Source organism: Acidovorax sp. 210-6 (genome assembly GCF_010020825.1).
Taxonomy (GTDB): domain Bacteria; phylum Pseudomonadota; class Gammaproteobacteria; order Burkholderiales; family Burkholderiaceae_C; genus Simplicispira; species Simplicispira sedimenti.
Genome location: NZ_JAACJE010000001.1, coordinates 2,319,030 through 2,341,940, shown reverse-complemented (window position 1 = coordinate 2,341,940; position 22,911 = coordinate 2,319,030). Strand labels below are relative to the sequence as shown.

At 65.1% G+C, this 22,911-nt stretch carries 25 protein-coding genes; 13 read left to right on the top strand and 12 right to left on the bottom strand.

The features are described 5' to 3' along the window. Positions 1-54: 54 nt before the first annotated feature. Positions 55-1,854: an alpha/beta fold hydrolase gene (locus tag GWK50_RS10760; protein WP_162016508.1), complete on the bottom strand. Its 1,800-nt coding sequence runs from the start codon at positions 1,852-1,854 to the stop codon at positions 55-57. 282 nt (positions 1,855-2,136) lie between these two features. Here GWK50_RS10760 and GWK50_RS10755 point away from each other — a divergent pair, with 282 nt between their 5' ends. Beyond that, entirely contained in the window at positions 2,137-3,519 is a 1,383-nt protein-coding gene (locus GWK50_RS10755) for a phenylacetate--CoA ligase family protein (RefSeq protein ID WP_162016507.1), read from the top strand. A 6-nt stretch (positions 3,520-3,525) separates the two neighbouring features. On the opposite strand, the gene GWK50_RS10750 is transcribed toward GWK50_RS10755, so the two are convergent. From GWK50_RS10750 to moaA, 4 genes are all read right to left on the bottom strand, one after another. Next, positions 3,526-4,194 (bottom strand): hypothetical protein, encoded by a 669-nt coding sequence (locus GWK50_RS10750; protein ID WP_162016506.1) that lies wholly within the window; start codon positions 4,192-4,194, stop codon positions 3,526-3,528. A 39-nt stretch (positions 4,195-4,233) separates the two neighbouring features. Further along, positions 4,234-4,797 (bottom strand): c-type cytochrome, encoded by a 564-nt coding sequence (locus tag GWK50_RS10745; protein ID WP_242455353.1) that lies wholly within the window; start codon positions 4,795-4,797, stop codon positions 4,234-4,236. 248 nt (positions 4,798-5,045) lie between these two features. Further along, positions 5,046-5,702 carry a molybdenum cofactor guanylyltransferase MobA gene (gene mobA, locus GWK50_RS10740; protein ID WP_162016504.1) on the bottom strand — a complete coding sequence of 219 codons (657 nt, stop codon included), beginning with the start codon at positions 5,700-5,702 and terminating at the stop codon, positions 5,046-5,048. Between the two features lie 9 nt (positions 5,703-5,711). Then, positions 5,712-6,848, bottom strand: coding sequence for a GTP 3',8-cyclase MoaA (gene moaA, locus GWK50_RS10735; RefSeq protein WP_162016503.1), 1,137 nt, complete (start codon positions 6,846-6,848; stop codon positions 5,712-5,714). A 150-nt stretch (positions 6,849-6,998) separates the two neighbouring features. Here moaA and GWK50_RS10730 point away from each other — a divergent pair, with 150 nt between their 5' ends. From GWK50_RS10730 to GWK50_RS10700, 7 genes are all read left to right on the top strand, one after another. After that, complete coding sequence (locus GWK50_RS10730; protein ID WP_162016502.1) at positions 6,999-7,820, top strand: type IV pili methyl-accepting chemotaxis transducer N-terminal domain-containing protein; 822 nt, start codon at positions 6,999-7,001, stop codon at positions 7,818-7,820. A gap of 50 nt (positions 7,821-7,870) precedes the next feature. After that, positions 7,871-8,500, top strand: coding sequence for an FMN-binding negative transcriptional regulator (locus tag GWK50_RS10725; protein ID WP_162016501.1), 630 nt, complete (start codon positions 7,871-7,873; stop codon positions 8,498-8,500). Between the two features lies 1 nt (position 8,501). After that, positions 8,502-8,726 carry a hypothetical protein gene (locus GWK50_RS10720; RefSeq protein ID WP_162016500.1) on the top strand — a complete coding sequence of 75 codons (225 nt, stop codon included), beginning with the start codon at positions 8,502-8,504 and terminating at the stop codon, positions 8,724-8,726. Between the two features lie 57 nt (positions 8,727-8,783). Continuing rightward, a complete protein-coding gene (gene tadA / locus GWK50_RS10715) occupies positions 8,784-10,175 on the top strand; it encodes a tRNA adenosine(34) deaminase TadA (protein WP_162016499.1) in 1,392 nt (463 codons plus the stop codon). A 72-nt stretch (positions 10,176-10,247) separates the two neighbouring features. Next, positions 10,248-10,532, top strand: coding sequence for a type II toxin-antitoxin system Phd/YefM family antitoxin (locus GWK50_RS10710; RefSeq protein WP_242455352.1), 285 nt, complete (start codon positions 10,248-10,250; stop codon positions 10,530-10,532). A gap of 6 nt (positions 10,533-10,538) precedes the next feature. Continuing rightward, complete coding sequence (locus tag GWK50_RS10705; RefSeq protein WP_162016498.1) at positions 10,539-10,853, top strand: CcdB family protein; 315 nt, start codon at positions 10,539-10,541, stop codon at positions 10,851-10,853. Between the two features lie 102 nt (positions 10,854-10,955). After that, complete coding sequence (locus GWK50_RS10700; RefSeq protein WP_242455351.1) at positions 10,956-11,942, top strand: LD-carboxypeptidase; 987 nt, start codon at positions 10,956-10,958, stop codon at positions 11,940-11,942. Positions 11,943-11,955: 13 nt separating this feature from the next. Here GWK50_RS10700 and GWK50_RS10695 read toward each other — a convergent pair whose 3' ends face one another. From GWK50_RS10695 to GWK50_RS10685, 3 genes are read right to left on the bottom strand one after another with little or no spacing between them, the layout of a single operon-like run. Further along, a complete protein-coding gene (locus tag GWK50_RS10695) occupies positions 11,956-12,951 on the bottom strand; it encodes an HD domain-containing phosphohydrolase (protein WP_162016496.1) in 996 nt (331 codons plus the stop codon). Then, complete coding sequence (locus tag GWK50_RS10690; protein ID WP_162016495.1) at positions 12,951-13,604, bottom strand: TIGR02281 family clan AA aspartic protease; 654 nt, start codon at positions 13,602-13,604, stop codon at positions 12,951-12,953. The genes GWK50_RS10695 and GWK50_RS10690 overlap by 1 nt, the downstream gene beginning before the upstream one ends. A gap of 26 nt (positions 13,605-13,630) precedes the next feature. Beyond that, positions 13,631-14,116, bottom strand: coding sequence for a YajQ family cyclic di-GMP-binding protein (locus GWK50_RS10685; protein ID WP_162016494.1), 486 nt, complete (start codon positions 14,114-14,116; stop codon positions 13,631-13,633). 66 nt (positions 14,117-14,182) lie between these two features. Between GWK50_RS10685 and murB the strand changes: the two genes are divergently transcribed. Then, positions 14,183-15,256, top strand: a complete 1,074-nt coding sequence (murB, locus tag GWK50_RS10680; RefSeq protein ID WP_162016493.1) for a UDP-N-acetylmuramate dehydrogenase — start codon at positions 14,183-14,185, stop codon at positions 15,254-15,256. Positions 15,257-15,369: 113 nt separating this feature from the next. On the opposite strand, the gene argG is transcribed toward murB, so the two are convergent. The 4 genes from argG to GWK50_RS10660 all read right to left on the bottom strand — a co-directional run bounded on the left by argG (position 15,370) and on the right by GWK50_RS10660 (position 18,362). Next, positions 15,370-16,707, bottom strand: coding sequence for an argininosuccinate synthase (gene argG / locus GWK50_RS10675; protein ID WP_162016492.1), 1,338 nt, complete (start codon positions 16,705-16,707; stop codon positions 15,370-15,372). Between the two features lie 26 nt (positions 16,708-16,733). Beyond that, positions 16,734-17,051, bottom strand: coding sequence for a pyrimidine/purine nucleoside phosphorylase (locus tag GWK50_RS10670; RefSeq protein ID WP_162016491.1), 318 nt, complete (start codon positions 17,049-17,051; stop codon positions 16,734-16,736). 170 nt (positions 17,052-17,221) lie between these two features. Then, entirely contained in the window at positions 17,222-17,866 is a 645-nt protein-coding gene (locus tag GWK50_RS10665; protein WP_162016490.1) for a glycine zipper 2TM domain-containing protein, read from the bottom strand. Positions 17,867-17,984: 118 nt separating this feature from the next. Next, entirely contained in the window at positions 17,985-18,362 is a 378-nt protein-coding gene (locus tag GWK50_RS10660) for an ArsC family reductase (protein ID WP_162016489.1), read from the bottom strand. 47 nt (positions 18,363-18,409) lie between these two features. On the opposite strand from GWK50_RS10660, the gene folC reads away from it, so the two are divergent. The 4 genes from folC to purF all read left to right on the top strand — a co-directional run bounded on the left by folC (position 18,410) and on the right by purF (position 22,873). Continuing rightward, positions 18,410-19,732 (top strand): bifunctional tetrahydrofolate synthase/dihydrofolate synthase, encoded by a 1,323-nt coding sequence (folC, locus tag GWK50_RS10655; RefSeq protein WP_162016488.1) that lies wholly within the window; start codon positions 18,410-18,412, stop codon positions 19,730-19,732. Positions 19,733-20,021: 289 nt separating this feature from the next. Continuing rightward, positions 20,022-20,840, top strand: a complete 819-nt coding sequence (locus GWK50_RS10650) for an SPOR domain-containing protein (protein WP_162016487.1) — start codon at positions 20,022-20,024, stop codon at positions 20,838-20,840. Between the two features lie 7 nt (positions 20,841-20,847). Next, positions 20,848-21,336 (top strand): CvpA family protein, encoded by a 489-nt coding sequence (locus GWK50_RS10645; protein ID WP_162016486.1) that lies wholly within the window; start codon positions 20,848-20,850, stop codon positions 21,334-21,336. A 28-nt stretch (positions 21,337-21,364) separates the two neighbouring features. Next, positions 21,365-22,873 carry an amidophosphoribosyltransferase gene (gene purF / locus GWK50_RS10640; RefSeq protein ID WP_162016485.1) on the top strand — a complete coding sequence of 503 codons (1,509 nt, stop codon included), beginning with the start codon at positions 21,365-21,367 and terminating at the stop codon, positions 22,871-22,873. Positions 22,874-22,911 lie beyond the last annotated feature (38 nt).

Here is a 22,911-nt window from a genome sequence, read left to right as displayed (position 1 = left end):
ATTTATTTGATAGCTGCTTGCGCCCGTATTTATTGCCCTGTGGGCTGATTTGATCTAATTTTTCTCGCGGTAGCGTTGCAGCACATAGGTGCCTGGTGCGTCGCACAGCACGCTGGCCTTGGGTATTTGGGCTGCGGGTTGCGGTGCCGAGGAGCGGGCGGCCAGCCAGGCCTGCCAGGCGCTCCACCAGGAACCCTCGTGCCGTGGCGCGCTGGCGGCCCAGTCCGCCGCTTCGGTCCAGGGGCCGTTCGCGGGACGGGTGGCCCATTGGTAGTGGCGGCCGGCGTGGCCGGGTTCGGAGATGATGCCTGCGTTGTGTCCGCCGTTGGTCAGTGCAAAGGTGATCTCGGCGTCGCACAGGTGGTGCAGCTTGTACACCGATGTCCAGGGCGAGACATGGTCACGCTGCGTGCCCACCACAAACACGGGCAGGTGCAGGTCGTCCAGCGACACAGGGCGGCCTTCCACGCGGTAGCTGCCGCGCGCCAGGGCGTTGTTCAGGTACAGGTCGGTCAGGTATTCGTGGTGCATGCGCGCGGGCATGCGTGTGGTGTCGGCGTTCCAGGCCATCAGGTCGTTGGGCTGGTCGCGCTCGCCCAGCAGGTATTCGCGCATGCGCCGCGCCCACACCAGGTCGCGCGAGTGCAGAAACTCGAAGGAACCCGCCATTTGTTTGCCCGACAGGTAGCCCTGGCCGCGGGTGGTGTGGTCCAGCCAGTCGATCTGGCCCTCGTCGATGAACAGGCCCAGCTCGCCGGGCTCGGAGAAATCGGTCTGCGCGGCCAGCAGCGAGAGGCTCCGCAACGGCGGCAACTGGTCTTGTCCGGCCACGCCCTGGGGCCTGGCCAGTGCAGCGGCGGCGATGGCCAGCAGCGTGCCGCCCAGGCAGTAGCCCATGGCGTGTACGGGCGTATCGGCGCCGTGCTGTACGCCCACGGCCTGCAGGGCATCGAGCACGCCCAGGCGCAGGTAGTCGTCCATGGTGAGTTCGGCATCGCGTGCGTCCGGGTTGCGCCAGGACAGCATGTACACCGTATGCCCCTGCTGCACCAGGTAGCGCACCATGGAGTTGTGTGGCGACAGGTCGAGGATGTAGTACTTCATGATCCACGACGGCACGATGAGCACGGGCTCGGGGTGCACCTTGGCGGATTGCGGTGTGTAGCGGATCAGCTCGATCAGCGCGTTGCGGTAGACCACCTTGCCGGGAGTGACGGCCACGTCGTGTCCCACGCGAAAGCGCTGCGGCGGCGCGTTGTCGTCGGGCGTGCCGGTGGCGTCGGCAAGCCAGTTCTGCAGGCCCTGGCGCAGGTGGGCACCGCCGTTGTGCCACAGGTCTTGGTGCACCAGGGGGTTGGTGGCGGGCCAGTTGGCGGGGGCCAGCATGTCCAGCCACTGGCGGGCAAAGAAGTGGGTGAGCTGGGCGTGGTGCGTGGTCATGCCGGGCACTTGCGTGGCTTCGCTCCAGAAGGTCTCGGCAGCGCGAAAGCCCGCGCGCCACTGGCGGTAGGGCCACTGTGCCCAGGCCTCGTGCCGAAAGCGCGGGTCTTCATCGGGGGGAGGGGATTCGTCGCCCGGTGCCCAGCCTTCCGCCAGGTGCTGGCGTCCCAACTGCAGGGCCAGTGCCGCCAGCTCCAGTCGGCGCCCCGGCGAGAGGGCCAGGTGCCAGGCCCAGTCGGCAGCGGCCAGCCCCAGCGACACCGGCGAGAGCCCACCGGTCAGTGGTGCTGCGGCGGCCTGCGCCAGGCGGTCGAGCTTCTGGGTGGGTGTCTCTGCCGGGCGGGGAGCGCGAGCAGCGCGGTGCGGTGCCTGAGGGGGCGTGGATGCAGGGGCGGAGGAGGGCTTGCGGGGCATGGGGTCTCCTGGAGAGGACATCATCCATTGTGCGCCGCGACACCGACCTGTCCGTGACACAGGTCAATGACGACCGCGCGGAACCGCAGGACATCCATTGCTGCCAAGGGCCATGCTTTCTATGATGCAGGATGGGTCGTGGTGGTCATGGGTGGGTTCATGGCGCCGCGCCCCGAAATGGCGCCTGCATTTCCTTGGAGCACTTCCGCCGATGCCCCTGCCGATTCCTCCCCCCGTTGGCACGCTGCGGCCTTCCTGCGCCGCAGGTGCAAAGGCCAGCGCATGACGCCGGTGTTTGACCTGCTGCGCTTGTCGCTGATTTCGATGGACGTGGTGGCGGCACAGCGCAGTGGCCGCGTCGGCATTGCCCAACGTCAGCGCAACCGGCTGGCCCAGATGTTGGACAACGCGCTGCGTGGGTCGCGTTTTTACCAGGAGCACCTGGGCACCCGGGCCAGCGCCAGTACGCAGCTGCAGGATCTGCCGGTGGTCACGCGCGGTCAGCTCATGGAGCGCTTCGATGACTGGGTGACCGACCCGCGCTTGCATCTTGACGAGCTGCGCGAACTCACCGCCGACCCCGAGCGCATTGCCGAGCCCTGGCTGGGCCGTTACATGGTGTGGGAGAGTTCGGGCACTGCCGGGATGCCGGGCATTTTTGTGCAGGATGGCCATGCCATGGCCGTGTACGACGCGCTGGAAGCCTTGCGCCGTTGCCAGCCGCGCCCGCTGGCACACTGGATGGACCCGCTGCACCTGTCCGAGCGCCATGCCTTTGTGGGCGCGACGGGCGGGCATTTCGCCAGCATGGTGTCGCTGCAGCGCCTGCGCAGCATCAACCCCTGGATAGCGGCCACCACGCGCAGCTTTTCCATCCAGGTCCCCACGGCGCAACTGGTGGATGGGCTCAATGCCTTTGCGCCCACGGTGCTCATCACCTACCCCACAGCAGCGGCCTTGCTCGCGCAAGAGGCGCTGGAGGGGCGCCTGCACATTGCGCCGCGCGAGATCTGGACCGGTGGTGAAACCCTCAGCCCGGCGGTGCGCGCGCACATTCTGCAGGGGCTGGGTGGGGTGCTGCGCAACAGCTACGGGGCCTCGGAGTTTCTGGCCATGGGCTGGGAATGCGTGCATGGGCACATGCACCTCAACGCCGACTGGGTCATCCTGGAGCCGGTGGACGAAAAGCACCGCCCCGTGCCACCGGGCGAGCCTGCCTGCAGCGTGTTGCTGACCAGCCTGGCCAACCAGGTGCAGCCGCTCATTCGCTACGAGTTGGCTGACCAGGTGGTGCTGCGGGGCGAATCCTGTGCCTGCGGATCCCCCTTGCCGGTGATCGAGGTGCGTGGCCGCCAGGACGACCCGCTGCGCATGGTCCGCAGCGATGGCGGCACGGCCACGCTGCTGCCCTTGGCGCTGAGCACGGTGCTGGAGGAGGGCGCGGGCGTGTTCGACTTTCACCTGCGTCAGATCGATGCCAGCACGCTGTTGCTGCGCCTGCCCCTGCGCGGCGAAGAGGGGCGGGCCGCTGCGGCGCGCTGCCGTGCGGCGCTCAAAGGCTACGCCGCCAGCCAGGGGCTGGCGCCCATCCAGGTGCGTACCGAGCTGGGCCACAGTGTGCCCAGGGGGCGCAGCGGCAAGGCGTGCCGCATCGTGGCCTGTTGACCCTTTTCACTCCAGCCAGTGCACGGGGATGCGCTGGATGTCATCTTCCTTCCAGGCGATGACCACTCCAACCACCGACTTGCCATTGTCGCCCTGGCTGCTGCGCAATGAGCTGATATGGAAGCGGTAGCCTGGCCCCACCTTCTGCTCGGCCAGGATCTTGGCGTTGTTGGCCGTGGTGCCGATCCGCATGGTGACCAGGAAAACGGCCAGCACCATGACCATGGCCACGCCGGCCAGCACGGGGACGAGCATGGAGCGCTGCGGCAGGCCTGCACTGTGGCGTGCGGCACGGATGGGCGCGCGCCCCAGCTGCCACACCAGCCAGGCCAGCAGCGCCAGCACTGCGGCTGTGATGGCCACCGAGTCCAGGTCTGGGCCTTGGTTCAGGCGCAGCTGCGTGAAGGTGAGGCTGAAGGGCTGCATCATGGGCATGCCCAGGAGCAATGCCGTGCTGGCCGCAAGTGCAAGGCAGGCCACCCAGCGCACCACGAACGCCGCGAGCAGGCTGCCCCGAAACACCAGCGCGCCGCTTGCCAAGGCGAACAGGCCCCATCCTGCGGGGTAGTTGGTGCCCTGGCTGAGGCTGTAGGCCAGGGCTGCGATATCGACCAGACCGGCGATGACCAACACCAGCCCAGCAAGTCGAAGAAGAGGAAGATGCCGTGAATCCATGCGGTGATTGTCTCCCACCGCCAAGGGCGCCGCTGTGTCTCAGGGCATCGACGACACGTAGGCCACCACGGCGTCGATGTCGGCGTTGGTCAGGTGCTTGGTATTGGGCGTCATGATGGAGTTGGCGCGAACCTCGGCACCGTCACGGTAGCGTTTGAGGGTCAGACTCAGGTAGTCGGGTTGCTGGCCAGCAATGCGCGCAATCTGGTCGCTGCCCCGCCCGGCATCGCCGTGGCACCGGAAGCAGTTCTTGCTGAAAATGCCCTGGCCCTTGGCGGCCATCTCCGCGTTGGCCGCAGGCTTGTGGGTCACCTCCTGGGCCGAGTAGTACAGCACCATGCCGATCTTCTCGTCGGCATTCATGGCCCGGATCATGCCTTCCATGAACTCGTTGCGGCGTCGGCCATCGGCGAACTGGCGCAGTTGCTCCAAGAGGTAGGCGGGGTTCTGCCCGGCGAGGTTGGGCACGGAGGGTTTGGTGCTGTTGCCGCCGTCACCATGGCAATTGGCACACACGGCGGCCACTTTGCGACCCAGTTTGTAAAGATCGTCGGCCAACTTGGGCTGGGCCTGGACTTCGGCGAAACGGCTATCGAGATCCACCTTGGCGGTCGCTCGGGCCCGGGCGGATTGGGCGGATGCTGGTTGCCACGCTGTGCAGGCCACCAAGGCCATTGCCAAAACCATGTGAACACGTCTGACCATAGCAATAAACCACATTTTAAAAATGGTCATTCTAGGTCGAAAGACGGTTGGGTCATAGGCAAGACTCTGGGGTTAAATCAAACAATGTGCGGTTTCATCGGCGCGGCGACCTTTGGCTGCGCCGGACCCAGTGGACAGAGGGCGAGTCAATGGCCAGGCCTGTGCCTGTTGCCTGCATCTCCCTGCGCTTGGCTCAGCAGGCGCAGTTCATCCAGTGTGTTGGCGTTGAAGAACGCGTGTGGGTCATCACCGGGTTGGTTGAATGGCACGGTGGCGCAGCGGTGCAGCGCCGTCCATGCACCAACCTTGCGGCCCCCTTCGGCGACAAAGCGCTGCAGGCTGTCCTGCAGGCTGGAGCGCAGCAGGCAGAACACGGGCTGGGGGCGCAGGGCCGCGTCGGGTGCTTCGTGGTCGGTGGCCAGTGCGATGGCGATCTCCGCATCCTGGGACAGGGCAGCGGCGGCCAGGCGTGTCGCCAGATCGGTGGGAAAGCGTGGGCTGTCGCAAGGCACGGTGAGCAGCCAGGGCGTACGGCATTGCGCCAGCCCGGCCAGAAAGCCGGCCAGCGGTCCGGCAAATCCCTCCACCGTGTCGGGGCACACCGGTACACCAAAAGTGGAATAGGCCGCAGTGTTGCGGTTGGCATTGACCAGCAGGGCGCCCACCTGGGGGCGCAGCCGCTCCAGCGCATGCAATGCCAGGGGCTTGCCGGCCAGCACCTGCAGGCCCTTGTCGGTGCCACCCATGCGCAAGCCCCGCCCACCAGCGAGCACCAGGCCCGTGATGTTGTCGGGGGTGATCATGCGCAGTGCTCAGCCACCGATGTAGCTCATTTCTATGCGCCGTTTGGCCTGGCCAAGGTCGGGTGCCAGGCTGGCACGCAACTCCGAATAGCGGTCGCTGCGGCCCTGCCAGATGGCGCCCAGTGCGCTGGCCAGATCCTGGTCGCTGGCACCCGCACGCAGCAGACCGCGCAGGTCGTAGCCGTTGTCGGCAAACAGGCACAGGTAGAGGCGCCCCTCGGTCGAGAGGCGGGCGCGGTTGCAGTCGCCGCAAAAGGCCTGGGTCACGCTGCTGATGACGCCCACCTCGCCCAGCGCAGGGTCGTGCTGGCCGTGGGCGTCGGCGTAGCCCCAGCGTTCAGCGGTTTCACCCGGTGCGCTGGGCTCCAGCGGCACCAGCGGGAGTTCGGCGCGCAGGCGACGGATGAGTTCGTGCGACGGCAGCACCTCGTCCATGCGCCAGCCATTGGTGGCGCCCACGTCCATGTACTCGATGAAGCGCAGGATGACGCCTGTGCCTCTGAAGTGTTTGGCCATGGGCAGGATTTCGTGCTCGTTGGTGCCACGCTTGACCACCATGTTGACCTTGACAGGGTGCAGGCCTGCGTGGCGCGCAGCATCAATGCCCTCCAGCACATCGGCCACCGGGAAGCCCACATCGTTCATGCGCTGGAACACGGCGTCGTCCAAACCATCCAGACTCACCGTCACACGCTGAAGGCCCGCCTCGCGCAGCGCGCGGGCCTTGCGGGCGAGCAGGGAGCCGTTGGTGGTGAGCGTGATTTCAGGCGGGTTGCCGTCCACTGTGCGCAGGGCGGCGAGCTGCGCAATCAGCGCCTCGATGTTGCGACGCAACAGCGGTTCGCCCCCCGTGAGCCGGATCTTGCGCACGCCATGGCCCAGGAAAACGGAGGTCAGGCGCGTGATTTCTTCAAAGCTCAGCAGGTCGCTGTGGGGAAGGTATGGGTAGCCTTTGTCGAACACTTCCTTGGGCATACAGTAGTTGCAGCGGAAGTTGCACCGATCGGTCACGCTGATGCGCAGGTCACGCAGGGGGCGGCCCCGCGCATCGGTCAGCAGGCCGGTAGGCGCAACGGGCATAGCGGGTATCCGGGCTGCCAAGGCTGCGGTTCGCTGATCCACCAAGGGGATGACGCGTTCAGACATGGGGGGATTTTGCAGTATTTACCCTGAGGTTCCCAGGCCAGATGCAATGACCGAAAAGATTCGCAATACGATGAGAGAAACTGACGTGAATCAAGAATTTCACTAGGGTTTGTACTGCACAATACGTTCGTTTTTTAATGGTGGCTATATATGAAAACTATTGAATGCAGCGCTGTCGGCGGTCTGTCCCGGCGCATGGTCCTTCAGTCGGCCACCATTCTGGCGCTGACTCCCATGATGGGCCAGGCGCAGGCGCAGCTGGCGTTGTCCACGGCCTTCAACCGCACGGTGCGTAACCGGGTTCTGTCGCAGCGACTGGCCAAATCCTATTGCCAGATCCTGCTGGGCGTGCTGCCGGAGTTTTCCAACAAGGTCTTGCTGGATGTGCGTCAGCAGGTGCGCAAAGGGTTTGACGAGTTGTCCACGGCACCGCTGCCTGCTGAGTTGGCAAGCCGTATTGCTGACATCAAGAAGCTGGCCGAGGCTTCCGATGCCATGGCGGTGCTTCCCCCGACCCGAGAGACCGTATCTGCGGTGACGATGCAGTCAGACAAGGTGATGGCTGCGACCAATGCGACGGCAGAGGTCTTTGAAAAGGTGGCAAAGGTCGGCTCGGCCAAACTGATCAACGTGGCAGGTCGTCAGCGCGCATTGTCCCAACGGATTGCCCGAGATTACTTTTTGACTGCGGCCAAACTGGACGGCAAGGGTTTGCAGGATCAGATGAAAGCTGACGTCGCTGAATTCAAGAAGGGATTTGAAACCCTCAAGGCAGCGCCAATCAGCACGCCTGCCATCCGCAATGAACTGGAACTGGGCCAGGCCCAATGGCTCTTTTTTGAAACGGCCATCCTGCGCAAGCCCGACGACAAGGGCTTGGAAACGGTGGCCACCACCAGTGAGCGTCTGGTGGAAGTGCTGGAGAAGCTGACCAACCAGTACGACGCAGCGCTCAAAGACGTTCTGGGCTGATCGGGCACTGTCTTGCAGAGGTACAGTGGAGGCCCGACGCGGACTCCATCATGTACCTGCCTGCCCAATTCCAAAGCCCCGACGGCGCGCATGCCGATGCATTGATGCGGGCACACCCGCTGGCCAGCCTGGTCTCCACCGACGACGAGGGCTTTCCCTTCATCACCCATCTTCCCCTGCACTTGCAGGTGCGCGGCGATCAGCGTGTGCTGCTGGGCCATTGCGCGCGTGGCAATCCGCACTGGCGCTATCTGCAACAGCGCCCCGAGGCGCTGGTGGCTTTTCTGGGGCCGCACGCCTACCTTTCACCCGCTGTGTACCCTGACCTTCAGCGTGTGCCCAGCTGGAACTACCTGGCGGTGCACTGCCGGGTGCGCGCTGAGATGGTGGAGGAGCCCACGGCCAAAGATGCCCTGCTCAAGGCCCTGATCGGCGATCACGAACCCCCGTATGCCGCGCAGTGGCGTGCCCTGGGTGAGGCGTTTGCACACAAGATGATGGCGGGCATCGTGGCCTTTGAACTGCATGTGACCGGGTTGCAATGCAAGCTCAAGCTCAACCAGCACCGCAAGGAGTCGCACGCCGCCCTGCATGCCGCCTACCGCCAGGGTGGGCCGGATGCGCAGGCTTTGGCGCAATGGATGGAAACGCTGGGCATGGTGCCCGCACAGGAGGAGTGACATGCGAGCAGCCCTGGGGCTCATTTCATTGCTGGTGGTGCTGGCCGTGGTGGCACTGCTCACGCGCAAAACCCTGCCGCCTCCCGCCGTGGCACCTGTGGCGCCGCTGCCGGACATGCCCACCACAGTGACCACACCTGCGCAGGCCCAGCAGGTGCAGGAGCAGTACCGCAAGGCGCTCGACCAGGCCATGCAGCAGGCACGCCCAGCGTCGGTCGAATATTGAAAAAATTGGCTTCTGGCGCTTATAAAATAAGCGCAAGCAGCTATCAAAATAATAGCAATGAACCTTGTGCAAGATGAGCACTGGATGCGCCTGGCTCTGGCGCAGGCGCAAGCTGCAGCGCAAGCAGGCGAGGTGCCTGTGGGCGCTGTGCTGGTGCGTGGCGACCAGCTGATTGCCACTGGCCGCAACGCCCCGGTGGCAGGGCACGACCCCACAGCCCATGCCGAAATCCTCGCTCTGCGGGCGGCGGCGCAGCAGTTGGGCAACTACCGGCTGGAGGACTGCACGCTCTATGTGACGCTGGAGCCCTGTGCCATGTGCAGCGGTGCGCTCCTGCACGCGCGGCTGCCGCGCGTGGTGTACGGCGCCGCAGACCCCAAGACCGGCGCGGCCGGATCGGTGGTGGATCTGTTTGCCCAGCCCTTGCTCAACCACCACACCCAGGTGCAGGGCGGGGTGCTGGCCCAGGAATGCGGGGCGCTGCTGGCCCAGTTCTTCCGCACCCGCCGCCAGCAACAGCGCAGCCAGGCGCTGGCCGCCCACCCACTGCGCGACGATGCGCTGCGCACGCCCGAGGCGCGCTTTGCCGACCTGCCCGGCTACCCCTGGGCACCACACTACGTGAGCGACCTGCCCGCGCTGGCGGGTTGGCGCCTGCACTACCTCGACGAAGGCCCGCGCGATGCGCCCATCACCTGGCTGTGCCTGCACGGCAACCCGGCCTGGAGCTACCTGTACCGGCACATGCTGCCGGTCTTTGTGCAGGCCGGCCACCGCGTCGTTGCCCCCGACCTGATCGGCTATGGCAAGAGCGACAAGCCCAAGAAGGAACGTGCCCACAGCTTTGACGGGCACCGCCAGGTGCTGCTGGAGCTGGTGGAGCGGCTGGACCTGCACAACGTGGTGTTGGTGGTGCAGGATTGGGGTGGCATCCTGGGCCTGACGCTGCCCATGGAGATGCCTGAGCGCTTTGTCGGCCTGCTGGCCATGAACACACTGCTGGCCACTGGCGAGGAGCCGCTTTCGCAGGGCTTTCTGGATTGGCGCGCCATGTGCGCCGACAAGCCCTTGTTCGGCGTGGGCCGCTTGCAGGCGCGCGGCAACCCGCAACTGAGCGCGGCCGAGTGCGCGGCCTACGATGCGCCGTTCCCCGACGCGGGCCACCGCGCTGCGCTGCGTGCCTTCCCCCGCCTCGTGCCCGATCACCCCCAGGCGCCGGGCGCAGCGCTCTCCCAGGCTGCGCGCGATTTCTGGCAGAACACCTGGGCTGGCCGCAGCCTGTTTTTTGCTGGTGCACGGGACCCTGTGCTGGGCGTGCCGGTGATGCAGCGCCTGCAACACACCGTGCGCGGCGCGCCCGAACTGGTGGTGCTGCCGCAGGCAGGCCATTTCGTGCAGGAGCACGGCGCGTCGATTGCGCAGCAGGCTTTGGAGTATTTTCGGCTTTGACCATGGCATTGGGGGTGCATCACCTACCCCACTGGGTGCTACTTCAACAACGATGGCTAAAATGGCCAACTATTGAAGGAGTTCGTCATGCGCGTTACAGCCACCGAAGCCAAAAACCGTTTTGGCAGCCTCTGCGCCCAAGCCAAGCGCGAACCAGTTTTTGTGGAAAAGGCGGGTCACCTCGATACCGTGATTCTCAGCGTCGAACTCTACCAAGCCCTGCGCTCCAGCGTGGGTAAGGCCGATCTCGCTGCGCGCAAGAAGGCGTTTGAAGCCGATTTTGGCGAGTGGCTGGCGAACCAGAACGCCCGTGTCGACACACTGGGTATTCCGGGTGCCGACCTGCGGCCTTGGTAATTGTCGATGGCCCAGTACGACGTTTTTCCCAACCCCAGCGCCAGTGGGGCCAGCGGCATCCCTTACGTGGTCGTAATCCAGAGTGATTTGCTTGATGCGCTGGCTACCCGACTGACCGTGCCGCTGGCCGTGCTCGACTTTCCGGGCAAGGTGCCGACCGCACTGTGTCCGGTCATCACCGTCAACGGTCAGCGTCTGCATGCGTTGGCACACTTTGCGGCGCCTTTGCCAGTCAAGCAGTTGCGATGCTCGGTAGACAACGTGGCAACGCAGGCCAGTACTTTGGTCGCTGCCATGGATGCGGTGTTGTCTGGTATCTGACTCGCGGTGCCAGAGCCTGTGGTTTAGAGGATGTGCCTGAGGCTGTGGAATACTTCCGCCTTTGAGCATCCACGGAGCGGGCCCGCGCAGGGCCCGAACGCCTTGTCTTCCGACCACGAACATGCCGCCTGTGGCTGCGGCCACGACCACGGCCCCAAGCACATCTACATCTATTCGCCCTCCAGCGCCGTGCGCGACAAGGCGGCCTTTCGTCGGGGTGTCAAACGCCTGCAGGCACTGGGGCATGAGGTGGAGATCGACCCCGACGCCCTGGCACAGCACACCCGCTTTGCGGGCGACGATGCCACGCGCCTGGCCGCCATCCACCGGGCAGCCGCCAGCGGCGCCGATGTGGCGCTGATCTCACGCGGAGGCTATGGCCTCACGCGCATCCTGCCGGGCATCGACTGTGCTGCCGTGGCACGGGCGGTGGACAAGGGCACGCAGTTTGTGGGCATCAGCGACTTCACCGCGCTGCAGTGTGCCGTGCTGGCGCAGGCCGGCGCCCTGACCTGGGCCGGCCCCGCGCTGGGCGCCGACTTTGGTGTGCAGGAGGGGCCTGACGACATCATGGAAGCCTGTTTTGACGACCTGCTCACCGGCCACGGCGAGGGCGCTGGCTGGCGCATGCCCAAGGAGCGGCGGGCCGCAGGTACGCCTGAAGCGCCGCTGCCCGAGTTCGAGGTTGCATCGAGCATCCTGTGGGGGGGCAACCTGGCCGTGCTGTGCGCGCTGGTGGGTACGCCGTACTTTCCGCAGGTGGACGGTGGCATTCTGTTTGTCGAGGACGTGAACGAGCACCCCTACAGGGTGGAGCGCATGCTCACGCAACTGCTGCATGCCGGTGTGCTGGCGCGGCAAAAGGCGCTGGTGCTGGGCCAGTTCAGCAACTACCGGCTGGCGCCGCACGACAAGGGCTTCAAGCTGCAGACCGTGGTGGACTGGCTGCGCAGCCAGTTGAGCATTCCGGTGCTCACGGGCCTGCCCTATGGCCATGTGCCTACCAAAGTATTGCTGCCTGTGGGGGCCCAGGTCGATCTGTCGGTACAGGGGCGCGATGCCTTGATTTACTGGGGGCACCTGGACTGAGTGAAGCGCTGGGTTACAGCGCAGCGGGCTGGGTCGTTAGTTCGGGCATGGCGGCAAAGAGACCCAGGCGCACCATGGTGCGGTGGTTCAGTTCCACGGTCACCGCGTTGCGTGCCAGGGCCGACTGGATGCGGGGCTTGCCTTCCATCGTCTGGTGCAGCCGGGGTTCGGTCAGCAGCTTGCCACCGCGATCCACGATGCTGGCCACCAGGGGCAGGTTGGGCTTGGCGCTGCGGCGCAGTACCACGGCAATGTCGCCGTTGTCCAGGCGTACGAAGGAGCCTGGTGGGCACAGGCCCACGGTACGCACCAACACCAGGCCGACCTCGTCGCGCTGGTCCATTTCCACCAAGGCGCGCACCGAGTCGGTGGCGCTGCGCCCTGGGCGGGACTTGCGCGGGCTGATCATGGCGGCATAGCGGTCGATGGTGCCCAGGATGCGCGTCAGCCGGTCCACCTCGCTCAGGCTGTGCAGGGGGTCGCGCTCGGATACCCGCTCATGGTGCTGGCCCACCAGGTCCAGCCACAGGCCGTTGGTGATGTTCAGTTGCACCAACAGATCCTGTGATCGGTGCGGGTGCGCGTTGATGGCCTCTTTTTGCGCTGGGCTGGGCTGCTCGCGCTGCGCGGCCAGTTCGTCCTGCAGGCGGGTCATGGCGATGTTCATGGTCAGCGCCGCGCGCACCAGCGCGTTGCGCTCGGTCACGGGCAGCCCGAACTCGCGCGCCATGATGTGGCACAGCGTGCCGCATACCAGTGCATGCGATGTGCTGTAGCCCACGGTGGACGTGGCCGCGAGCTGGAACATCAGGTACAGCGCACTGTCGATGTCGTGCGCCACCAGGTCTTGCAGCCATTGGTCGAACTGGCGCACCTTGGCGCCAAAGTCCACCACGTCCTGCGGGCGCGAGAGCAGCACCGACAGGCCCGACTCCAGATCGCCCCAAAGCCCGAGCAGGTCCTCGTACTCGTCGTCGTGGGTGGGGCGCAGGGGGGCAGAGGTAGGCATCAGCGCTTTTCCAGCACCATTTGGTCGTTCGTGCGTGTCATCTGGAACTGACCCAGAAAACTGTTGCCCAGCAGCACGTAGGGCATGGCCTGCGGGGTGATGATGGCATCGACGTTGAGCACTTCCACATCGCCGATGCGGACCGAGTCCAGCCGCATGCGCCAGCCCTGGGTCACGCCGTTGGCGGTGTTCATGTTCACCACCTGGCCGCCCTGGTATTTGAGACCCATGCGTTCGGCGTCCGGGCGGCCGATGGACACGGTGGTGGCACCGGTATCCACCATGAACTGCATGATGCGCCCGTTGATCATGCCCTGGTTGACGAAATGCCCCCGGCTGTCGCCCTTGAGCACGATGCGGCGGCCCGCGCCGGAGCCGCCTACATTCACCGGCGACTCGCCCAGCCGCAAAGTGCTGCTGGCGCCGTTGATATCGACGACCACGGCATCGCGGCTGACCGACACCACCTTCACCCCCTGGTGGGTCTGGCCCGGTGCCACGCCCTTGGGCGGCGCTCCATCGACCACGAGCAGAGCCTTGCCGCCCAGCACCCCAGCCAGCGAGACGGCCGGGGCCGCCTGGGCCGCAGCACTGCACCACAGGCCCAGCCCCAGCAGCAGGGCAGACCGAACAAGAGAAGGGCGCTGCGGCATGGAGGGGCTCCCGGGGTGGTGCGCTGTCAGTCGCGGAAGTTGTTGAACGACAGCGGCATGTCGGCGATCTCCTTGCGGATCAGCGCCATCACGGCCTGCAGGTCGTCGCGCTTGGCGCCGGTGACGCGCACCTTTTCGTCCTGGATGGCGGCCTGCACCTTGATCTTGCTGTCCTTGACGAGACGCTGGATCTTCTTGGCCAGCTCACTGTCGATGCCGTTGCGCACCTTGACCACCTGCTTGACCTTGTCGCCGCCAACTTTCTGGGGCTTGCCGATGTCGAGAAAGCGCACGTCCACGTTGCGCTTGGTGAGCTTGTTGCGCAGCAGATCCTCGACCTGGGTGAGTTGGAACTCGGCATCGCCAAAGAGTGTGATCTCCTTGTCCTTGAGCTCGACGGCGGCAGACGTGCCCTTGAAGTCAAAACGCGTGCCGATCTCCTTGGCCGCGTTCTCCACGGCATTCTTCACTTCGACAAAATCGGCTTCACAAACGGTATCAAAAGACGGCATGGCAGAACAGCAATAGGAAAAGTCAACGCAGCACCGCCTGCAAAGGCGGGTGCGACAATGGAGGCAATGTTAGTCGAGAAAAACGTCTCTTTACAGCCCTACAACAGCTTTGGCATCGTGGCCCGTGCCGAAACCCTGGTGCGCGTGCGCAGCCTGCAGGATCTGGTGGATTGGCACCACACCGCCGTGCGGGCGGGCGAGGCGGTGTTTGTGCTGGGCGGGGGCAGCAATGTGGTGCTCACGGGCGATGTGAAAACCACGGTGCTGAAGATGGAGCTGCGTGGGCGCCGCCTGGTGCAGGAAACCCCCGACGCCTGGGTGGTGGAAGTGGCGGCGGGCGAGCCCTGGCATGGCACGGTGGCCTGGACCCTGCAGCAGGGTTGGCCGGGGCTGGAGAACCTGGCGCTGATTCCCGGCACGGTGGGCGCCGCCCCGGTGCAGAACATCGGCGCTTACGGGGTGGAGCTGCAGGACCGCTTTGATTCCCTGACCGCCTTCGATCTGGCCACGGGCCAGACCTTCACGCTCGATGCCGCGCAGTGCGCCTTTGGCTACCGCGATTCGGTTTTCAAGCACCCCCCGGCCCAGCCGGGCAGCGGCGAGCAACTGCCGCGTGGCATGGGGTTGGCGGGGCGGGCCGTCATCACCCACGTGCGTCTGCGCCTGCCGCGCGCCTGGCGCCCCGAGCTGGGCTACCTGGATCTGGAGCGCAAACGGCAGGAGACGGGCATTGCCGAACCCACGGCGCAGCAGATTTTTGACTGGGTGTGCGCCATCCGCAGTGCCAAGCTGCCCGACCCGGCCGTACTGGGCAACGCCGGGAGCTTTTTCAAGAACCCCACCGTCACCCCAGAGCAGTGCCAGGACATCATCGCGCGCGATCCCAAGATCGTGCACTACCCCATGCCCGACGGCAGCATCAAACTAGCGGCGGGCTGGCTGATTGACGCCTGCGGCTGGAAGGGCAAAACCGTGGGCAAGGCCGGTGTGTATGAAAAGCAGGCGCTGGTGCTGGTCAACCGGGGGCAGGGCGCCGACAGTGTGACCGGCGGCGAGGTCATGACCCTGGCCCGCGCCATCCAGACCAGCGTCTATGAGCGCTTTGGTATCCGGCTGGAGCCAGAGCCGGTGGTTTTGTGATGCTATAAATTTAATAGCTACTAACGCTTGCTGGATAAGCGTTGAATGGCAAAAAGACCATAAAAAAAACCGCCCGAAGGCGGTCTTTTTCATGGGTGCGCGGGGTGCAGGGCTTACTTGTCGTCATTACCCAGTTGCGGCAGCGGCGAGCCCTGGCCCAGCGTCAGCAGGCCGGACTTGGCGTAGGTCATGAGCTTGTCGCGCGTGTCCACGATGTCGAGGTTGCGCATGGTGAGCTGGCCGATGCGGTCGGCGGGCGAGAACGGCGCGTCTTCCACCTTCTCCATCGACAGGCGCTCGGGCGCGTAGGTCAGGTTGGGCGACTCGGTGTTGAGCAGCGAGTAGTCGTTGCCACGGCGCAGCTCCAGCGTCACGGTGCCGGTGATGGCGCGCGCCACCCAGCGCTGGGCGGTTTCGCGCAGCATGATGGCTTGCGGGTCGAACCAGCGGCCCTGGTACAGCAGGCGGCCGAGCTTGAGGCCGTTCATGCGGTACTGCTCGATGGTGTCTTCGTTGTGGATGCCGGTCACCAGGCGCTCGTAGGCGATGTGCAGCAGCGCCAGGCCGGGGGCCTCGTAGATGCCGCGGCTCTTGGCCTCGATGATGCGGTTCTCGATCTGGTCGCTCATGCCCAGGCCATGGCGGCCTCCGATGCGGTTGGCTTCGAGGATCAGCTCGACGGGGTCGTTGAACTCCTTGCCGTTGAGGGCCACGGGCTGGCCTTCGTTGAAGGTCACGGACACTTCCTCGGCCTTGACTTCGACCTCGGGCTTCCAGAACGCCACGCCCATGATGGGGTTGACGATGCGGATGCCGCTGTTGAGAAACTCCAGATCCTTGGCTTCGTGCGTGGCGCCCAGCATGTTGCTGTCGGTGCTGTAGGCCTTCTCGGCGCTCATCTTGTAGCCGAAACCTTCCTTGGTCATGAAGGCCGACATCTCGGCGCGGCCGCCCAGCTCGTCGATGAACTGCTGGTCCAGCCAGGGCTTGTAGATGCGCAGCGAGGGGTTGGTCAGCAGGCCGTAGCGGTAGAAGCGCTCGATGTCGTTGCCCTTGAAAGTGGAGCCGTCGCCCCAGATGTGGACATCGTCTTCCTTCATGGCCGACACCAGCATGGTGCCGGTGACGGCGCGGCCCAGCGGCGTGGTGTTGAAGTAGGTCACGCCGGCGGTGCTGATGTGGAAGGCGCCGGCCTGCAGTGCGGCAATGCCTTCATGGGCCAGTTGCGTGCGGCAGTCGATCAGGCGCGCCTGCTCGGCGCCGTATTCCATGGCCTTGCGCGGGATGGCGTCGTAGTCGGGCTCGTCGGGCTGGCCCAGGTTGGCCGTGTAGGCGTAGGGCAGGGCGCCCTTGTTCTTCATCCAGCGCAGTGCGGCGCTGGTATCGAGGCCGCCGGAGAAGGCGATGCCGACCTTTTGGCCGACGGGAAGATTTTGGAGGATGGTTGCCATGTGCAGGAATCCGGTTCGGTAGTGTTTCAGCCGAAATGGCAGATGTAGTGGTAGGCCTCGGTCACGCGGATGTCAAAGCTGGAATTGCCGGGCACGCTGAACTTGTCGCCCGCGCTGGACTGGACCCAGGCATCGCTGCCCGCGAGCTTGTACTCGCACGCGCCAGCCACGCATTCCATGATTTCAGGTGCACCGGTGTTGAACGTCAGCGTGGCGGGCAGCACGACGCCGACCGACTTTTTGGTGCCATCGGGAAAGGTGATGCCGTGGCTCACGCATTTGCCGTCAAAGTACACATTGGCCTTGGTGGTGACGCTGACGCCGTCGATTTTTTCGGTGGTCATGGGAGTTCTTTGCTGGAACGGGGATAAACCCTGCATTCTAGGTGACAGCTATGACCGCCGTGACCCGGATGCATTCCAGACCGGTTTGTCCGGCCCAGGCCAAAGCCCACAGCACCTTGGCAAAAAAAGAGGGCCCTGCCTGGCCCTCAGAGAAAACGAAGCTGGATGGATCAGCGATCGTAGGGATTGTTGTTGTAGTGATTGTGCGGCGGGTAGTGGGGATGGCGAGGTCGGTAGGGGTCGTTTTCGTATCCGTACTCAATGACCGTCACGCCAGGCTGGGGATAGTTGGTGTAAGGCGAGCTGACGACGCCTGGCTGCACATAGCCGCTTTGGCCGTAGGGGGCGGGCTGGTTCGTGGGCTGCACCTGTACGGTGATGTAGCGCCCAGGATCGGTGGCGGTCTGGGTGGAATACTGGCGGCCTGCATACTCGTACACCACGTTGTAGCCCACGGTGCGGTTTTCATAATAGGTTTCGGTGCCGCAGCGCTGTACGTTCTCATACTGGGGGCGGCCCTGGCCCTCGATGTGGTTGCCCAGCACGGCGCCACCGATCACGCCAATGGCCGTGGCTGCTGCGCGGCCGCTGCCCTTGCCCACGGCGTTGCCAGCGGCGCCGCCCGCGATGGCGCCGAGCACTGCGCCGCCTCCGGTGGTGCGCTGGCCGGTGTACACCGTCTCGTTGGTGCACACCTGGCGCGGGATGGCTACCTGCTGCACGATGGGGGTGGCCGAGAGCACGCGGGCTTGTTCCTGTGCGCTGGCCAGTGTGGCGGTGGCCGCCAAAACGGTGAAGGCGATGGCTTTTTTCATGGGGTTCTCCAGGGAAACGGGTCCGACTCCATAACGCGCCAGACTGTAGAAAAGTTTATCGGTGCAAGGTATCGGACGGGCAGTTTCCAGGTAAAGATACGTAAGAAACTGTGCGGTTTCAGACGTTTTGCATTGCGCTGGCGTGTTGGGCCCATGCCTGGGCGTCCCATCCCACCGTGATCAGCGGCCCTTGGGCCAGCGGCCACTCCACCACCGGGCGTTTGATGAGACTGGGGTGCTGCTGCATCAGCACCTGGGCGCTGGCGGCGTCTTTTGCGCTGGCTTGCTCCTCGGCGCTCAGCTTGCGCCAGGTGGTGCCGCGACGGTTGAGCACCGTCCCCCAGCCGCAGTGCGCCACCCAGCGCTGCAGGTGTTCGGCGGGGACGCCTTGTGTTGCGAAGTTGTGGAATTGGTAGTCCAGGCCCTGGGCCGTCAGCCAGGCGCGGGCCTTCTTGACCGTGTCGCAGTTCGGAATGCCAAAAAGGGTGATTTTCATGGCTCCATCATGCTCCAGCTTCGGGCTGGGCGACAATCCCAGGCTGTATGCACACCAAGATCCATACCCTCGAAGGCTGGCTGGCCCACTGTGAGCGCCTGCACCCCCACTCCATAGACCTCGGCCTGCAGCGCGTGGGCGAGGTGGCGCGCCGCATGGCGCTGCGTTTTGATTGCCCGGTCATCACCGTGGCGGGCACCAATGGCAAGGGCTCGACCTGCGCCATGATCGAAGCCGTGGCCTTGCAGGCCGGTTACCGCACCGGCGTGTATTCGTCTCCGCACCTGGTGCATTTCCAGGAGCGCTGCCGCATCCATGGCGACATCGTGACGGCTGATAGTCTGCTGGAACACTTCGAGGCCGTGGAGCGTGCCCGCACCCAGGGGGGTGATGAGGTGGCCTTGACCTATTTCGAGTTCACCACGCTGGCCATCCTGCGCCTGATGAGCCACAGTCTGCTGGATGTGGCCATTCTGGAAGTGGGCCTGGGCGGGCGGCTGGATGCGACCAATGTGGTGGACCCGGATTGCGCGGTCATCACCAGCATCGACATCGACCACGTGGAATACCTGGGGCCGGATCGCGAGAGCATCGGGCGCGAGAAGGCCGGCATCATGCGCACGGGTCGGCCGGTGGTGGTCAGCGACCCCATGCCGCCCCAAAGCGTGATTGACCACGCACGGGAAATCGGTGCCGATCTCTGGCGGTTTGGGCAGGACTTCAATTTTTCGGGCGACAAGCAGCAGTGGGGCTGGGCCGGCCGGGGGCGGCGCTATTCGGGCATGGCCTATCCAGCGCTGCGGGGGGCCAACCAGTTGATCAATGCATCGGGGGCGCTCGCTGCACTGGAGGCCCTGCGCGATCGTCTGCCCATCACGGCGCAGGCCGTGCGCAATGGCCTGGCGGTGGTGGAACTGCCTGGGCGCTTCCAGGTGTTCCCAGGGCAGCCGGTACTGGTGCTGGATGTAGCGCACAACCCCCACTCGGTAGCTGCATTGACGGCCAACCTGGACGCCATGGGTTTTTTCCCGACCACGCATGCGGTGTTCGGCGCCATGGCAGACAAAGACCTGGCTCCCATGCTGGCGCGCATCGGCCCCATCGTGGACCGTTGGTACTTCTGCGACCTGCCCACGCCCCGGGCCGAATCTGCGGCGGCCTTGCAGCAAAAGTGGAATGCTTTGCAAATGGTGGCCGGCGGCCGCCGCGAAGTGCATTGCAGCACCCATGCCAACCCGGCAGACGCGCTGCAGGCGGCGCTCGTCCAGGCAGACCCCGCTGATAGAATTGTGGTCTTTGGCTCCTTCTACACGGTGGGTGGGGTGCTGCTGGACGGCATGCCCCGACTGCAGGCCAAGCACTTGGCCTGACACTGCGTTCTAAGAACTTGTCCGTAAATTATTTGATGCCACGTTGGAGCGCAATCGGTATGAGTTCGAGGTCTTGGCGCGCCGCATGGGCTGGCGGCCCATGCAAGCGGCAAGGGCGCGAAATCGCCCGATTTCGCCCCAACCCGAAGGGCAGTGCTCTTTTCGGGCGGTCTGCGGCGTTGCGGCGCTTGCCCATAGCGGGGCTATGGGCTGCGCACCGCACCTTGCATCCCATCCCGAAAAGAGCGCTGCGCGGCACCAAATAATTTACGGACAAGTTCTAAAGCTCATGGCGTTTTTCAAGTTTCGGTGGCCCGGCCAGAAGGGGCAGGAAGTCAAGGCCAAACCGGCCCGATCCTCCCGGGCCGCGCCCGCAGAGAGCATCGAAACCATGCGTCGCCGGGCCAGGCACCGGTTGATCGGTGCGGCCGTGCTGGTGTTGCTGGGTGTGGTGGGCTTTCCGCTGCTGTTCGATAGCCAGCCAAGGCCGATTCCCGTCGATATTCCCATCGAAATCCCGGACCGCAATCGGGTCGCGCCCTTGGTCGCACCGTCGGCGCAGGGTGGTTCGGCCCAGGAGGCGGCGGCTGCCCCTGCCAGTGCAGCACCTGCGGTGGCGCCTGCCCGCGCACCAGAAGCGGCGTCCGCACCTGCACCTGCGACTGCTGCCGCACCGGCGTCCACGCCAGCGCGGACTGTGGCGACACCTGCTTTCCAGCCCGCATCGGCACCGGCGCGCAAGCCTGAAGTTGCACCGCCACAGCCTGCGCAACCCAGGGTGGCCGAGCCCGCGCGTCCGAGCGCGACCGATGAGGCCGAGCGCGCCCGCGCGCTGCTGGAGGGGCGCAGCGTACCCGCCAAGCCCACGGCAGCCGACGAGGGGCGTTTCATCGCCCAGATCGGTGCCTACGCCGAGGCTGACAAGGCCCGCGAGGTGCGCCTCAAACTGGAGCGTGCGGGCATCAAGACCTACACCCAGGTGGTGGAGACGGCCGACGGCAAGCGCATCCGGGTTCGCGTGGGGCCGTTCCAGGGCCGTGCCGAGGCCGACAAGGCTGCTGCAAAGATCAAGGCGCTGAACCTGCCGGTGTCCATCCTGCAGTTGTGACGCGCGCATGGCGGCCCTGGACTGGATTTTTGTGGCCCTGTTGCTGGCATCCATGCTGATGGGTGCCTGGCGCGGGCTGGTGTACGAGTTTTTGTCGCTGGCGGGTTGGGTCGTGGCCTTTGTGGTGGCGCAGTGGTTTGCCCAGGATGCGGCGGCCCTGCTGCCCATTGACGAGGCACAGGAAACCGTGCGCTATGCCGCCGGGTTCATACTGGTGTTCATCGTCACGGTGTTTGCCTGCGGATTCTTGGCCTGGTTGGGCAAGAAGCTCGTCGAGGCCATCGGCCTGCGTCCGGTGGATCGGACGCTGGGTGCTGTGTTTGGTGTGTTGCGTGGGGTATTGATCCTGCTGGTGTTGGTAGTCATGGCCGGGTTGACCGGACTGGACCAGGCGCCCTGGTGGCAGGAGGCGCGCAGCGCGGTGCTGCTGTCGGATTGGGTCAAGGAACTCAAGCCGCTGTTGCCGCAGGAGCTGGGCAGGCATTTGCCCGCGTGATGCGGATTTTTTGGGATGGAAGGCAACTATGTGTGGAATCGTCGGCGTGATCAGCACGTCCCCCGTCAACCAGTTGATCTATGACGCTCTGCTGCTCCTGCAGCACCGCGGCCAGGATGCGGCTGGCATTGCCACGCAGCTGGACCGCAAGTTCTTCATGCACAAGGCCAAGGGCATGGTGCGTGACGTGTTCCGCACCCGCAACATGCGCGCTCTGCCGGGCAACGCGGGCCTGGGGCAGGTACGCTATCCCACGGCGGGCAACGCCTTCAGCGAAGAGGAAGCGCAGCCGTTCTATGTGAACGCGCCCTTTGGCATCGTCATGGTGCACAACGGCAACCTGACCAACGCCCAGGCCCTGCGCGCCGAGCTGTTCAGCATCGACCACCGCCACACCAACACCGAGAGCGACTCGGAAGTGCTGCTCAACGTGTTTGCCCACGAACTGGAAATGGCCAGCCGTGGCGTGCCCTTGCAGCCCGACGATGTGTTTGCGGCCGTGCAGGCGGTGCACAAGCGCATCCGGGGCTCGTATGCCGTGATCGCCCTGATCGCAGGCCATGGCATGGTGGCCTTTCGTGACCCCTACGGCATCCGTCCCCTGGCCATGGGGCGCAGCGGCGATGGCACCTGGATGGTGGCCAGCGAGTCTGTGGCGCTGGAGGGCACGGGGCACCAGTTCGAGCGCAACGTGGAGCCGGGCGAGGCTCTGTTCATCACGCTCGACGGCCAGGTCCACGCGCGCCAATGTGCGCAGCAGCCCAGCCTGCATCCGTGCATTTTTGAGTTTGTGTACCTGGCACGTCCTGACTCGGTGCTCGATGGCATCTCGGTGTACCAAGCGCGTCTGAACCTGGGCGAGACGCTGGCCAAGCGCGTGATCTCCACCGTGCCGCCGAACGAAATCGACGTGGTCATCCCCATTCCGGAATCGAGCCGCCCCAGCGCCATGCAACTGGCGCAGTTGCTGGGCATTCCCTACCGTGAGGGTTTTGTCAAAAACCGCTATGTGGGCCGCACTTTCATCATGCCGGGGCAGGCGGTGCGCAAGAAGTCGGTGCGCCAGAAGCTCAACGTCATCGGCAGCGAATTCAAGGGCCGCAACGTGCTGCTGGTGGACGACTCCATCGTGCGTGGCACCACCAGCCGTGAGATCGTGCAGATGGCGCGCGAGGCTGGGGCGCGCAAGGTGTACATGGCCAGTGCCGCCCCTCCGGTGCGCTACCCCAACGTCTATGGCATCGACATGCCCACCAGCAGCGAGCTGGTGGCCCATGGCCGCACGCTCGACGAAGTGCGCCAGATCATTGGCTGCGACGCCCTGATTTACCAGGATGTCGAAGCCATGAAGAAGGCCATCGGATCGCTCAACCCACGTCTATCGGGCTTTGATGCATCCTGCTTTGACGGCGTGTACGTGACCGGGGACGTGAGCCCTGAGCAGATCCAGCAGCTCAACGAAGGCCGTGCCCAACAGGCGCAGGAGGGCGAAGAGGACACCTCGCGCCTGGCCCTGCCCAATGCTTACGAACATTGACAACGGACCGGGCGTGCCTTCTTGGGGTGCGCCCGGTT